Origin of the sequence: Microcoleus sp. S13_C3 (assembly GCF_036700905.1) — a bacterium.
In the GTDB taxonomy this organism is placed as follows: domain Bacteria; phylum Cyanobacteriota; class Cyanobacteriia; order Cyanobacteriales; family Microcoleaceae; genus Microcoleus.
In genome coordinates, this window is sequence record NZ_JAUBPT010000072.1 from 1 (window position 1) to 12,879 (window position 12,879).

General features: G+C 43.4%; 15 protein-coding genes and 1 pseudogene. 11 read left to right on the forward strand and 5 right to left on the reverse strand.

Annotated elements, in window-relative coordinates; translation table 11 throughout:
- Positions 1-164: 164 nt before the first annotated feature.
- Positions 165-299 carry a hypothetical protein gene (locus QUA16_RS19735; RefSeq protein WP_333105812.1) on the reverse strand — a complete coding sequence of 45 codons (135 nt, stop codon included), beginning with the start codon at positions 297-299 and terminating at the stop codon, positions 165-167.
- A gap of 26 nt (positions 300-325) precedes the next feature.
- Between QUA16_RS19735 and QUA16_RS19740 the strand changes: the two genes are divergently transcribed.
- The 5 genes from QUA16_RS19740 to QUA16_RS19760 all read left to right on the forward strand — a co-directional run bounded on the left by QUA16_RS19740 (position 326) and on the right by QUA16_RS19760 (position 2,207).
- Positions 326-916 carry a papain fold toxin domain-containing protein gene (locus tag QUA16_RS19740; RefSeq protein ID WP_333105813.1) on the forward strand — a complete coding sequence of 197 codons (591 nt, stop codon included), beginning with the start codon at positions 326-328 and terminating at the stop codon, positions 914-916.
- Between the two features lie 42 nt (positions 917-958).
- Complete coding sequence (locus tag QUA16_RS19745) at positions 959-1,327, forward strand: hypothetical protein (protein WP_333105814.1); 369 nt, start codon at positions 959-961, stop codon at positions 1,325-1,327.
- Positions 1,328-1,345: 18 nt separating this feature from the next.
- A complete protein-coding gene (locus QUA16_RS19750) occupies positions 1,346-1,468 on the forward strand; it encodes a hypothetical protein (protein ID WP_333105815.1) in 123 nt (40 codons plus the stop codon).
- A 71-nt stretch (positions 1,469-1,539) separates the two neighbouring features.
- Positions 1,540-1,803, forward strand: coding sequence for a hypothetical protein (locus QUA16_RS19755; protein ID WP_333105816.1), 264 nt, complete (start codon positions 1,540-1,542; stop codon positions 1,801-1,803).
- 170 nt (positions 1,804-1,973) lie between these two features.
- A complete protein-coding gene (locus QUA16_RS19760) occupies positions 1,974-2,207 on the forward strand; it encodes a type II toxin-antitoxin system VapC family toxin (RefSeq protein ID WP_333105817.1) in 234 nt (77 codons plus the stop codon).
- Between the two features lie 116 nt (positions 2,208-2,323).
- Here the strand turns inward: QUA16_RS19760 and QUA16_RS19765 are convergent, their stop codons facing one another.
- Positions 2,324-3,010 carry a hypothetical protein gene (locus QUA16_RS19765; RefSeq protein ID WP_194011529.1) on the reverse strand — a complete coding sequence of 229 codons (687 nt, stop codon included), beginning with the start codon at positions 3,008-3,010 and terminating at the stop codon, positions 2,324-2,326.
- Positions 3,007-4,665: an N-6 DNA methylase gene (locus QUA16_RS19770; RefSeq protein ID WP_333105818.1), complete on the reverse strand. Its 1,659-nt coding sequence runs from the start codon at positions 4,663-4,665 to the stop codon at positions 3,007-3,009. Before QUA16_RS19770 ends, QUA16_RS19765 begins: the two co-directional genes overlap by 4 nt.
- A gap of 277 nt (positions 4,666-4,942) precedes the next feature.
- Between QUA16_RS19770 and QUA16_RS19775 the strand changes: the two genes are divergently transcribed.
- Positions 4,943-6,346, forward strand: coding sequence for an NB-ARC domain-containing protein (locus QUA16_RS19775; RefSeq protein ID WP_333105820.1), 1,404 nt, complete (start codon positions 4,943-4,945; stop codon positions 6,344-6,346).
- A 5-nt stretch (positions 6,347-6,351) separates the two neighbouring features.
- Here QUA16_RS19775 and QUA16_RS19780 read toward each other — a convergent pair whose 3' ends face one another.
- Together QUA16_RS19780 and QUA16_RS19785 are read right to left on the reverse strand one after the other, a co-directional pair.
- The gene (locus tag QUA16_RS19780) at positions 6,352-6,648 is read right to left on the reverse strand and encodes a hypothetical protein (protein WP_333181303.1); all 297 of its coding nucleotides are present in this window, start codon (positions 6,646-6,648) and stop codon (positions 6,352-6,354) included.
- A 26-nt stretch (positions 6,649-6,674) separates the two neighbouring features.
- Entirely contained in the window at positions 6,675-7,055 is a 381-nt protein-coding gene (locus QUA16_RS19785; RefSeq protein ID WP_333105822.1) for a hypothetical protein, read from the reverse strand.
- Positions 7,056-7,116: 61 nt separating this feature from the next.
- On the opposite strand from QUA16_RS19785, the pseudogene QUA16_RS19790 reads away from it, so the two are divergent.
- From QUA16_RS19790 to QUA16_RS19810, 5 genes and pseudogenes are all read left to right on the forward strand, one after another.
- Positions 7,117-7,263: pseudogene (locus QUA16_RS19790) on the forward strand (ATPase); the annotation flags it as partial.
- 276 nt (positions 7,264-7,539) lie between these two features.
- On the forward strand, positions 7,540-8,016 hold the full coding sequence (locus QUA16_RS19795) for a type II toxin-antitoxin system antitoxin SocA domain-containing protein (protein WP_333105824.1): 477 nt from the start codon (positions 7,540-7,542) through the stop codon (positions 8,014-8,016).
- Positions 7,997-8,431, forward strand: coding sequence for a hypothetical protein (locus QUA16_RS19800; protein WP_333105825.1), 435 nt, complete (start codon positions 7,997-7,999; stop codon positions 8,429-8,431). Before QUA16_RS19795 ends, QUA16_RS19800 begins: the two co-directional genes overlap by 20 nt.
- Positions 8,432-9,314: 883 nt before the next feature.
- Entirely contained in the window at positions 9,315-10,151 is an 837-nt protein-coding gene (locus tag QUA16_RS19805; RefSeq protein ID WP_333105826.1) for a hypothetical protein, read from the forward strand.
- Positions 10,152-10,444: 293 nt separating this feature from the next.
- Entirely contained in the window at positions 10,445-12,547 is a 2,103-nt protein-coding gene (locus tag QUA16_RS19810) for a M3 family metallopeptidase (protein WP_333105828.1), read from the forward strand.
- The last annotated feature ends 332 nt before the right edge of the window (positions 12,548-12,879 follow it).

Sequence of the window (12,879 nt, forward strand, 5' to 3'; positions counted from 1 at the left end):
GTAGCTTTATTCCTGAACCTTGGCCAAGCCGTTCTCACTTTTCTACGGCTTAAATTTTAAAAACCTACCCCTGAAAGCCGTGGTTGCCCCCATGAGGTCAGGGTAGGCACGGGGAGTAGGGGTAGCACTACCCCCTACATCTTTTTACGACTCATTTAGGATTGCTATAGCAGTTGTTCGTAGGTATTAAGTTGGGGGTTTGGAGTGGATTTTAGCGATCGTACCAAACTGAGAAGATCCGCAAGCAGTTCGTCAGGGGTGCTATCGATTTCTTGGATGAGGAGTTCTTTGATGGTCATCGCGGCATCTCACGAGGATTGATACTTTGATTGTAACGGCGATCGCTATTAGTTTTGATGGGCGATCGATCTTGGTACAATCATCGCAGTGTTTGGTATTTGAGGTGAGGGGATCTCGCGCTCCCTTGGACAAGCCTTGCAAGAGGGCGATCGCACGCTATGCGATCTGCCCGCTCAATGGCAATGATTTTGAGATATACTTGTACCTAAATATAGGAGGTAAACTTTACACTTTGAGTTTAGATCCGAGTAGTTTAGATGAAATTCGAGAAGATATCGCTAAAATTGCCAGTCGCTATGGGGTCTTTCAATGTGTTGAATGCAGTCAGGCTATCAAAGAGTTCTTGACCATCAGAAACCTAAATGGTAAGCAAATTAAACTGGATTTAGAAAGGCAAGACCTACCTTGGTCAGTGATTTATGATTTACGACGACAGCAGCAAATTGCTACTAATGGCTACCATCAAGGGATATCAATTACAATCGACGAACAGGAAATTGTTTTTGATAATATAGATTGTAGTGGCGTGACTCGGCAGGAATGGCTACAAAATTTAACATCACCTACTCTGGAACTGGGTATGGGAAGTTTTAAGATTATAGAAGAGGAATTTTGAGCAGCAAAACTTACAGTTATTTTAAAAATATTGAGGTGAAAAATGCACGATTTATATACGCTTATTGAGAAAATTAAGAAAGCTCCTTCAATGTACTTGGGACGACATTCAATTATTTGTCTTCAGGCTTTTTTATCTGGTTACAGCGTTGCTAAATATGAGTTAGGAGAACAGCCAACGAAACAAGATAGCGATTTTATGCAGTTTCCTGAGTGGATACGAAAAAGATTCAACGTGCAGACTAGCCAATCTTGGGCTAATGTCATTCTGTTTTATTCGGAGGATGAAAGCAAAGCACTCGATCGGTTTTTTGAGCTGTTAGATGAGTTTATCGCTCGTCATTCTTCGGGTGATGCTTTAGGCGAAGGGGGATTGGATATAGAGGAAAAAGTGCAAGTTTTCAGGAGTTGATAGAAAGGACGATCACTCTTGGTAGAATCATCGCAGTGTTGGGTATTTGGTGTGAAGGGCGATCGATCTTTCATTTTAGGCGATCGCTCATCAGAAACCAGAAAGGGCGATCGCTATCTCTGCAAGCATTTCACTGTTTAGTATTTGCTTTGGTCAACAGTTTTGAGGTAAACTAGAATTGCTCAAAGTTTCTGGAGTCTGGCATGGAAACAATGAAACTGATATCGCATATTGGAACCGATGGCATATTGCTTCTCCAAATGCCCACTGAGTTTAAAGATACTTCTGTTGAAGTGGTAGTAGTTGTACAGAGTCTACCATCAGACGAAATTAAGCCGAAGTATAACGCTTGGGGAAAACTGACTACTAAAAAATCAATTCAAGCAGCAATTGCGAGAATGGTACAACTGCGGCAAGAAATTGCCTTGGATCAAAGCTCAATCCGTTCCCTGATTGAAGAAGGGCGAAGGTTTTAATGCAGTTTGTATTGGATTGTTCTGTAGCCATTAGTTGGTGCTTAGTCGATGAAGATAACGATTATGCCAATGCTATACTCGCGATGAGGCCAGATTGCGAAGCATTTGTACCAGGCATTTAGTCGCTAGAAGTTGCTAATACTCTCCTAGTTGCCGAGCGACGCAACCGCATGACAACCGAGCAATCTGAGATAGCTATTACTTTGTTACAATCACTTTTAATTCAAGTTGATGAAGCTACGGATAGCAGCGCACTATCGTCAACTATAGTATTAGGAAGACAAGAAGGTTTAGCTGCTTATGATGCAGCTTATTTAGAGCTAGCACTACGATTGGAATTGCCGATCGCAACACTTGATAATCGCTTGGCGGAAGCGGCAACTCGCTGCGGTGTGGGTTGGTAGTTGTTGGTGGAAAAATGCCATAAACGGGGCGATGATTATGAGGATCTCGCTCATCAGAAACAAGAAAGGGCGATCGCTCTTGATGCGTGCTGGGGCGATCGCACTTCCACGTTGATCTAAACTGGAAGCTTGGTCTTGAGGTGTACAAGGTCTTCAAGCTGTTCACGAAAGACTCTAACTCGCTCAAACAAGGTTTTTCCAGTGTCTACTAAAGCTTTGGGAGGGGCACTGACTTCTAGATTGGCGATACGCCCCTTAATTGCCATCCGAGCATAGAAAAAACGCCATCTTTGCCTGTTAATCTGCACCACAAACCAGAGCAAATCGTTGAGGCTCATCTTGTACTTGGGCAACAAAACCCGAACTGAACTGCCACCGTTGCCCCTTGCCATAAATGACCAGGGCTGTAACGCTGCTTTGCCAAAAGCAGTAATCGTGATGCCGCCTTGCTCAAACACCTCCTCTGGAACAGGATCAATCAAGCTGATAATGCTGTTGGTCGAGTCACCACTACTTATATAGGGAATCGCGCCTTCAATGTAATTTTTTTCACCTATCGAGCGTCCATTCTTAATGTCGAAGTATTTGGAAAGTGTTCCATGAGTTCCATAAGGTAATTCATTACCGTCATCCTCTTCATCTGCAACCCCAAAATCTTCAAGAACAACATCAGCCAAGTCTGGCATCAAAGTCACCGCTTCAAAGATGCCGCGCATAGCTTCACTTCGTAAGCGTTCAAATTCGCGTTCTGAGAGTTTAGGTTGAGGTAGCCATTGTTGTGGACTCCACTCGATATTGCTCATGGGAGAATGTCACATCCTTCTACGACTGTGACTAATTCAGAAATCACCGTTTGACCTTTCATAAAAACATGAAATTGGTTGACAATCTCATCAATCTGATTGCCTGCTCGTTCCACACGCTTACCCTTAAGCTTTTCATATCCATCATTCCAAATTCGCGCCATGAATATTTTGTCAGTTGAGGCAAGAGGTACATGAGCTTCAGCAACCATGATCGAGGTTGGTGCAGCAGTCGGGTAAAATAAGTCTTCAGGAAGGCTAATCATGGCGAGGAGTTTATGTTTGAGCAGAAAACGTTGTCGCCATGCGTTGTGATCCATATCGGCGAAAATTCCAGCATATACAACTACAGTCAATAATCCACCTGGTTCTAGTGCATCCATTGCTCGGTCAACAAATAGATACTCCGGCTCCTCGTCTTGGGAAAACGGCGGGTTTAGAAACGCTCTAGTGCATCTACGATTTACAATCGAGAATATATTTTCGTCAAAGCAGCTTTCGTTATAAATATGACTTTTACCATCTCCTCGAAAGAACATATTGAGCATCGAAAGCGCCCAAACAGTCGGATTAGTATCAAAACCAATAATTGAATCTTTGACCTTCTCAATTTCAGCAGCACTACGAGCTTGTTGCATCATGGCATCAAATGCAGCAACGAGAAAACCGCCTGTACCCGCAGCAATATCAATAATCCGATCTCGTACACTAACTCCAACTAATTCGGCACACATCCGCGTAATATGTCGTGGTGTGAAAACAATTCCCAGGGCATTGTTATCATAGCCATAACGCAAAAATGCTTCATAGAACATTCCCAAAAAATCAGCATCCGTTTGTATGACTGAGCGAACATTGAGGCGTTTTAGTGTATTGACAACTCGACCAATATAAGGAGAAAGGCGATTAAAATCTGCCCCTGATAAACGAAGAGCATCTTTGAGTCGTTGTTTATTTTGATCTGGTAATTTGTGTGCGCCCTTAATAGCACTTTCAGCTAGTGTATTAACTGAGGATAACGCATTAGTAGGAGTTGTATCAATTTGTCCCTGGTACATAGCCAAAACTAAAGCACCAATCACTTTAGGACGAAGTGGAGCTTCTATTTTCGCAGTGCGTAGAATACGACTTGTTTCAATTGCGGCATCAACAAACTCAGCTTGTGATGGTACACTAACTTTTGTTGAGCCATTATCGGTTTTCAGCGCAATTTCAATTTCTGTTTTGGTTGGAAAAGTAGTTAGGGCGAAGCCATGTGAAGTGAGAGAAATCCATCCCTGATGAGTCAAAAAAGAAACACTGATCTCAAACCCTTTATCTTCTTCTCCCGCAGCACCAACCGCTACTTTGATACTGTATTTACCTGTTGCATTGATTTTTTCAGCGTAATCCTCTGCTTCCTTTTGTGCTTGTTTTAGTTTACCTGCTTCGTTTTTTGCCTCGACAATAATCGTGGGATCACTTACCAAACAGAAAAGAAAGTCCGGGCGTTCGCCTTGAAGACCAATATTATGGAAATAAGCCTCAATTTCTTGCTCCTCTAAAACATCTCCTCCGCTACTAACGTGACGCAGATCCCAACCACGACGTTCAGCTTCACGCCGAACATAATAACGACAACGATTTTCCGATCTTCGATTTTGTTTTGGAGCCATGCACTGTTAACAAGCTAACTATTAATGAGAACGCAACTGCGCTCTCACACACTGTTACAAGGTATAAAACTGCAAGCGTTACATATCTCAATTTACGCTTTAATACTTCTCCTATTTTCCTTGGGAATCAAAGCTTTGTCTAGCCAAAAATGCTGGATTTTGTTGGCAATTTTGTTGGCTCCTCCAACTCGCCTTATGTAAAAAATGTTTGTAAATGCCAGAAAATGTTGGAAAATGTTATGTATAATACGGAAAATCACAACATCCACCATACTGCATGAATCTTAAGGAAGTGTTAAAAATGGCTGACGAGATGGTGTTTGCCAAAACCGGTCAGCACCTCGATAACTTACAAGAGGCAATTCTGCGAGGTACCATGCAAGGTGAAAAATACACCAAAATTGCCGAGGATATTCACTGTAACGAAAGTTATGTGAGGGATGTTGGCTCAAAGTTATGGCCGATACTTTCAGAAGAGTTGGGAGAAGATGTTAATAAAAAGAATTTCCGATCGGCAATAGAGAGATTGCAATTCTCCTTATTCTCATCAAATGTTGCACAAGACTCTGTGCAAATTAGGAATATTAGTTTTTGTGGAGAAGGTAGACAGCCGCCAGATATATCAAACTCACATAATGACGAAAAATCTAACTCAAAACAACCTCAAACTCTACATCAAGATTTAAGCGAGATGCCGGAGTTGGGTAATTTCTTCGATCGCACCCCCCAACTCCAAACCCTCACAACCTGGATTCTACAACAAAACTGCCGCCTCATCACCATCACCGGTATCAGCGGCATCGGCAAAACATCCCTAGCAGTACAACTCGTACAACAAATCAAACACGAGTTTGAGTACGCAGTTTGGTACACACTAGACGAATTCCCCACCATAGATAAATTTCAATCTAACCTAATACAGCTTTTTTCCCAGTCAGAAAACCCAGATTCATCCCCAATAAACCAAAAACCCTTACCGCTGATTAAATATTTACAAAACCATCGCTGTTTAATAGTCTTAGATGACATTCACAACCTTTTCTGTAGTGGCGAATTCGCAGGAAAGTATAAACCAGAATACGAAGAATATCGCTCCCTATTCAAACAAATAGAAAAATTATCCCATCAAAGTTGCTTCCTGCTAATCGGTTGGGAACCACCGAAAGAAGTTCCTCAACTCACAAGCGAAAATACTCCCATTCGTACCTTACAACTCACTGGTTTAAACACTGCGACCGCACAGGAAATCCTCAGAGATAAAGGATTAGCTGAAAGCGATAACTGCGAAGCACTCATTAACCGCTACCAAGGCAATCCCTTATGGTTAAAAAGCGTGGCGACTTTGATTCAAGAGTTGGGAATCGGCGCGACTGAGGTATTAATAGATGATACCATATTGTTACCCGAAGATTTGAAAGATGTTTTACAGCAGCAGTACGATCGCACTTCCGAACTAGAAAAACAAGTCATGTCATTGTTGGCGACAGAAAACCAGCCAGTCAACTTCGCCAAATTGCTACAAAATGCACAAATATCATCATCCGATTTGCTAAACGCATTGCAATCTCTATCGCGGCGCTGCTTGCTCGAAAAAGAAGCAAGTCTTTACACTTTGCCACCTGTACTGAAGCAATATATCAAAACTCGACGATCGCACTTAACAAACATCGACAATGAATAAACGTTTCAAACAACACCGCTTGTCAACTCTTGTTTCCTCAAATTCGGCAACAATGCCAAAACATCCAAATACCACCACCAACGCTGAGGTGTAATCTCCTCAAATTTGCGCTTCTGGGCTAAATCCACAAATCTCGACAACTCCTCATAAAACTCCCTTGCTTGTTCAACTAACCGTCGATCTGCATTTGCTAATAAACCTTTCTCTTCCTCACTCAGTTGAGATTCAACTTTTGCCAACTCATCTCTAAGTTGCAACATTTCTAAATGTTCAGCCCCACTCACATCAGGAAATTCAACCATTACACAATAGTTTTTTACCAAAACATTCATAACAAATCCTTAACTAAACCTACATAAATAAACATTGAATTAGCCAGGTAGCTTTCCGGTTCCTTTGGAGGAAAAGCCGTTTCTAAAACTCCATCCAAGCCCATCATTACCAGCCATATTGTGTTATTTACACTGCTGGTAACTGTCGGATAAAACGTTTCTCCGTAGACATACACATAAACTTTAGCATCAGCATCCCTGACAATTAAACTGATAACTCCATTATATCCTTCAAGGGTCGCATCCGGCCCTAAATGACCTAAATTAATCCTTTTGAGTAAATGAGACATTCCTTTTCCAGGTTTCCAGAAAATTCCGTCTCTCACCCGCTCAATTGCCTGCACAATCTCTAATTGCCTACCTTCATCAAAAATCAACTTTAACCTTATCTGAGAAAAACTGAACTGCAAACAAATATATCATAACCTATTGGGCATTATGGCAAAATTGCTACAAAACGGACAAATATCATCATCAGATTTGCTAAACGCCTTGCAATCTCTATCGCGGCGCTGTGCGAGCGAAAAACAGGAAAGTCTTTACACTTTGCCACCTGTACTGAAGCAATATATCAAAGGGTTGTAACGGAGATGTCGCACCAATATCAATAAGGGGCTTTTTCGTGGGTGGGGGCGGGTTTACGAGATTGTTCGTTTTAGGCAATTATTGTTGGTGAACCCGCCCCTACAAATTTTTGACAGAGGGTAAGATTTCAGTTATACCCAATCCGGCTTAAACACCTCCTTTATTTCTTAGTCTGCAGAGGCAGACTTTGTTTGACAAGAAGCGGTTTCAACCGCCCCATCATAAAGAGTGGTGACTGTGCTATCATAGAATACAAAACTTATTGAGTCGAGTTATATGACCACAATAACTACAGTCACAACAGCCTCAAAACTCGCTGATTACTACCTCTGGTTCGCGAATGATGTAGGCTCCTATCTCAGCAACCACAAGCTACAAAAACTATTGTACTACGCCCAAGCATGGTATTTAGCCTTTGAGGATACACCGCTTTTTGATGAAGATTTTGAAGCTTGGGTGCACGGGCCGACTATCCCGGCTCTATTTTACGAATACAAAGAACAATTTGACTGGAAGCCAATTCTGAAAGAAGTCGAAAAACCAGAGTTTCCCCAAGAAGTACAAGAGTTTTTAGACGAGTTATCCGACGAGTATTTCTTTTGCGATGCCTATGAGTTAGAATTGATGGTGCGACGCGAAGACCCTTGGATTAAGGCTAGAGGTGATTTGCCAAAAGATGAACCTTCTCATGCTATTATTACCAAGGAATCAATGAGAGAATTTTACAAAACCCGTGTCATCGAAGAAAATTAAAAAAGCAGATATACGCCGCCAGCCATCTTTATCTAGCATCAATCGTCTCGATGTAAAAATACCTGAAGGAATTAGTTTTTCCTTCAGGTATTACCAGGATGATAAAGATAAGTTTTCAATTAGCGGTAGAGATGCTAACTATCTAGCATCTCTATTGAGAAGGCTGCGCGATTTGTCACAATTGAACGCTCAAGAAGTTATCAATAATCAGAGTAAAAGTCTGCGCTGTCATAGCATAGTTTGGAAAAATACTACTGAGCCAAATGGCTTTGGGATTCCCAATGAAGATATCCTAATCAATATCCCCTACCAGTTTCAAATATCTGCTAATGAATACGGCAGAGTGCATGGCTTTTTTAGTGAAAATGTTTTTTATATTGTCTGGCTAGACCCAGACCACAATCTTTACAGTTGAAATTATAGCCGAAGGAAGAAGGAAGAAGGAAGAAGGAAGAAGGAAGAAGGAAGAAGGAAGAAGGAAGAAGGAAGAAGGAGAATGCAATCCAAACAAAATATCTCGTGCTTAAGATTTGAGACTTCTTGAAGAAGTTGGGAATCTCAAACAGTCTGGGACTCACTCCGACTAAAGAAACCGGGTTTTTTACTCCGTTGCTGCGATTAAAGAAACCGGGGTTTTTTACGCTCATCTGTGGCTGCGACGAAATATTCTTGCAAAAAACCCGGTTTCTGGATACCCGTGCTAAGTCCTAATTTTAAGAAAGTTTTGCATAGAGAGCTGAAATAAAATTAACGCTTAAAAAGCCTACTCCTAGTACGAGAATGATAAAGATGGCGATACTGAAAATAGACTTTAGCCGATCGCCAATTCCGGGTTTTTCTGAATTCATTGGTCAATTTTTACAGTAAATTTGAGAGGGGGAATTGAGAAAGAGTAGATTATACCAATGGGCGAACAAAAAGGCAACTCCCGACAAGCTCCAAACGACGATCGCCCTGAGTAGGTCGCATTTTTTTAACTTTTAATCTAAAATCTCAAATCTAAAATAGTCTTAGGCATTTTTCGGTGAGCCTGGGCAGCCCGAAGTCGATCGCCCGAACCCGATGACCCTAACTCCTGTAAAATAGAGAGCGCGTGGGGGCGAACCTTTTAACAGCCGGAATTAGGCGCGATCGCCACAGGCTCCCAAATACATAATAATATGGCAGTCATCCTTAACTTACTGACAAAGGTAAAAATAGAAGAGTGCCAAGAAATAATCTAAAACATATAACTGAAAAAAGGATAGAAATCGATGCTCCACCCAGTCTCGCAACCTTACCCACAACGAGCAAATACTATGACCCAAAGAGCCGTGCGGAAGCCAAAACCCTCTGTTGCAAACCACTTGAGACCAAGTTTTCCTCAAAGGCACTGGCTGGAGATGGCAGAGTACGCCTCTCTGGCGGCCTCTGGTGTGGGTTCCCTGGCGGTGGCAGTGTCGGGCCAAGCTTTTTACGGGGTTGCTCCCCTAACCTTGGCTTTGTCGCTGAATGTTGCTAACCGGTATCGGTTCGAGCAGCAAGTGCGGGTGCATCAAAATTCGGAAATGGCCCAAGTCCAAAAGTCTGTCAATAAAGTCGAAAAAACGGCGGTGACGGTAATTGTTAAATTACGCAGGCAGTTGTCTGCAGATATTGCAGCGCTGCGCCAGCAAATGGCTGCACTGCCTAGGCATGAGGCTTTTGAGGAGTCGATCGATATCCAGCGGCAGTTACTGAGTTTAGGAGAGTCAGTAGCTTCTTTGCAAGAAATCGTGGCGTCTGCTGTGCTCGATGTCCGCCAGCAGGTGAGCGAACAACTGCAAGATTTATCGGTTGGCCAACGGGCGAATCTCCAAGCTGTGGAACAGGCTATAGAGCAACTGCAAAGTGCGACGCAAGGCTTGACAGAAACTTCTATCAGCCGAGATGACTGGGAAGTAGTAAATACTAGATTTTTGGAAATCCAAAAAGTCATGGCTAATTTGCAAAGCCAACTGCAAGCTCCCGCACACCAATCGACTGCGGATTTGTCGATTGTCCAAGCTCAAATCCACCGTTTGGAACACGAGCAGCAAGAAGTTGTCAAACCTCATCTCAAGCGCTTAATCTCAGTTGTCAAGGAGTTGCAGCACACACCAGAGAACCGTCAGTAGTCAGTAGTCAGTAGTCATTAGTCATTAGTCATTAGTCATTAGTCAGCAGTCATCAGTCAACAGTCAGCAGTCAGCAGTCAACATTCAACAGTCAACAGTCAACAGTCAACAGTCAACAGTCAACAGTCATCAGTCATCAGTCAGAAGGAATACTTTTTCCCTCGGACACGCTCGACATTCTCCGACTCTCCGACTATCGCCCGATCGAGTCCTACTTTTTCGACAACTGTGTTAAAAGATTAAAAGCTAATCTGTCTAGTTCAACTGTTTTCAACCTGTTACAAGAAAATTAAATGACTGCAACCGTAACTATTGCTGATAACCCGTTACTAATCGGTCAAGGATTGCCCCCATTTGACGCGATCGAATCACAACACGTAGTCCCCGCTGTTACCCAACTGCTGACCGAACTAGAAGCCTCGCTAGCTGACTTAGAAGCCTCTGTAGAACCGACTTGGAGCGGCTTAGTAGAACCATTGCAGCGACTCGGAGAGCGTTTAAATTGGAGCTGGAGCATTGTCGGACATTTGATGGGGGTGAAAAATAGCCCGGAACTGCGATCGGCTCACGAAACAGTGCAGCCGGAAGTAGTAAAATTTTGGAGCAAGCTCAGTCAAAGCAAACCGCTTTATGAAGCTTTTAAAGCGCTGCGGGCTAGCGAAAATTGGAACAGCTTAGAGTCAGCTCAAAAGCGAATTGTTGAAGCCGCTCTCCGAGACGCCCAACTCTCCGGCGTCGGTTTAGAAGGCGAGCAAAAAGAGCGTTTTAATGCCATTCAATTAGAATTGGCCGAAATTACTACCCAATTTTCCAATCACGTCCTCGACGCTACCAAAGCATTCAGCATCACCCTCACAAACAAAGACGAAATTGACGGTTTGCCGCCGAGTTTGTTGAGTTTAGCAGCTCAAGCCGCTCGCAGCGCCGGCGAAGAAAATGCGGATGCCGAAAATGGCCCTTGGCGGATTACTTTAGACTTTCCGAGTTACGGCCCTTTCATGCAGCACGGCACCCGCCGCGACTTGCGCGAAAAGTTGTACAAAGCTTTTATCGGCAGAGCAAGTAGCGGAGAATTGAATAACTGGCCGTTGACCGATCGCATTTTAGCTTTGCGCCAGGAAAAAGCTGCTTTGCTGGGGTTTAGTAGTTATGCCGAATTGAGCTTGGCGAGCAAAATGGCTCCCGACGTTGCAGCAGTGGAAGCTTTGTTAGAAGAATTGCGTCAGGCTAGTTATGATGCTGCTATCAAAGATTTAGAAGATTTGAAAGCTTTTGCGACCGAAAAAGGCGCGGCGGAAGCGGGAGATTTGAAGCACTGGGATATTGGTTTTTGGTCGGAACGGCGCAGGGAAGAAAAGTTTGCTTTTAGTGCCGAAGAATTGCGGCCTTATTTTGCTTTGCCACAGGTATTAGAGGGGTTATTTGGATTAGTAAAGCGGCTGTTCGGCGTGACAGTAACTGCGGCGGACGGTCAAACTCCTGTGTGGCACAAAGATGTGCGCTATTTCCAAATAGATGATGAAGCAGGAAATGCGATCGCCAATTTCTATTTAGACCCCTACAGCCGCCCCGATGAAAAGCGCGGCGGTGCTTGGATGGGCGAGTGCGTGGTGCGCGCTAAATTTGTGGAAGCGGGAAAAACAACTACGCGGTTGCCGGTGGCTTATTTGGTGTGCAACCAAAGTCCTCCGGTTGACGGCAAACCGAGTTTAATGACTTTTTTGGAAGTCGAAACTTTGTTTCACGAATTCGGTCACGGTTTGCAGCATATGCTGACAACGGTAGACTATCCGGGGGCTTCGGGTATCAATAATGTTGAGTGGGATGCAGTGGAATTGCCCAGTCAATTTATGGAAAATTGGTGTTACGATCGCGCGACTTTGTTCGGGATGGCAAAGCATTACGAAACCGGGGAAACTTTGCCGGAACACTACTACCAAAAACTGCTAGCAGCGCGCCACTACATGAGCGGCAGCGTCATGCTCAGGCAAGTACATTTTAGCAGCGTTGATATCGAATTGCACCACCGCTATCGATCGGGCGGCAGCGAAACTGTAGCCGATGTCCGCAACCGCATCGCTAAAACTACGACTGTTTTGCCTCCTCTGGAAGAAGACGCATTTTTGTGCGCTTTCGGACACATTTTTGCGGGTGGCTATGCGGCGGGATATTACAGTTACAAATGGGCGGAAGTGCTAAGCGCTGATGCTTTTGCGGCGTTTGAAGAAGCGGGTTTGGAAGATGAAAGCGCGATCGCCTCTACAGGTAAGCGCTTCCGAGATACAGTATTAGGATTGGGCGGCAGTTTGCACCCGATGGAAGTGTTTAAAAATTTCCGGGGACGCGAACCGAGCACTAAAGCTTTGTTGAGACACAGCGGTTTAGTTGCAGCTTAATTAAGTGTGAAATAACTAGGGATTAATGCAGGTGAATTTATCTGCATTAATCCCTGTTTTTTGTTGAATAAGATTTACAAATATCCTGTATGTCTACGGTGCGGGGTGCATGAACTCTTACCGCTATAATTCATATCAAATCCAGTAGCATCGGAATTATATCTCTCTGTTCTCTTCCTCTGTGTTCTCTGTGCCCTCTGCGGTTTAATCATTCCATTCCAATTAAACCGGAATTCATATCATGCGTAAAACCACTTTTTGCCTAACTTGTGCTAACTTCAAAATGTTTGTATTAAAAGCTAAAAGGTGCAGAATTTTATACTAATTCCCCC

Excerpts from the sequence above, each read along its gene's own strand:
- QUA16_RS19760 (WP_333105817.1), top strand. The coding sequence starts at position 1,974 with ATGACAACCGAGCAATCTGAGATAGCTATTACTTTGTTACAATCACTT.
- QUA16_RS19775 (WP_333105820.1), top strand. The coding sequence starts at position 4,943 with ATGAATCTTAAGGAAGTGTTAAAAATGGCTGACGAGATGGTGTTTGCC.
- QUA16_RS19770 (WP_333105818.1), bottom strand. The coding sequence starts at position 4,665 with ATGGCTCCAAAACAAAATCGAAGATCGGAAAATCGTTGTCGTTATTAT.
- QUA16_RS19795 (WP_333105824.1), top strand. The coding sequence starts at position 7,540 with ATGACCACAATAACTACAGTCACAACAGCCTCAAAACTCGCTGATTAC.
- QUA16_RS19805 (WP_333105826.1), top strand. The coding sequence starts at position 9,315 with ATGACCCAAAGAGCCGTGCGGAAGCCAAAACCCTCTGTTGCAAACCAC.
- QUA16_RS19755 (WP_333105816.1), top strand. The coding sequence starts at position 1,540 with ATGAAACTGATATCGCATATTGGAACCGATGGCATATTGCTTCTCCAA.
- QUA16_RS19745 (WP_333105814.1), top strand. The coding sequence starts at position 959 with ATGCACGATTTATATACGCTTATTGAGAAAATTAAGAAAGCTCCTTCA.
- QUA16_RS19735 (WP_333105812.1), bottom strand. The coding sequence starts at position 299 with ATGACCATCAAAGAACTCCTCATCCAAGAAATCGATAGCACCCCTGAC.
- QUA16_RS19810 (WP_333105828.1), top strand. The coding sequence starts at position 10,445 with ATGACTGCAACCGTAACTATTGCTGATAACCCGTTACTAATCGGTCAA.
- QUA16_RS19780 (WP_333181303.1), bottom strand. The coding sequence starts at position 6,648 with ATGGTTGAATTTCCTGATGTGAGTGGGGCTGAACATTTAGAAATGTTG.
- QUA16_RS19765 (WP_194011529.1), bottom strand. The coding sequence starts at position 3,010 with ATGAGCAATATCGAGTGGAGTCCACAACAATGGCTACCTCAACCTAAA.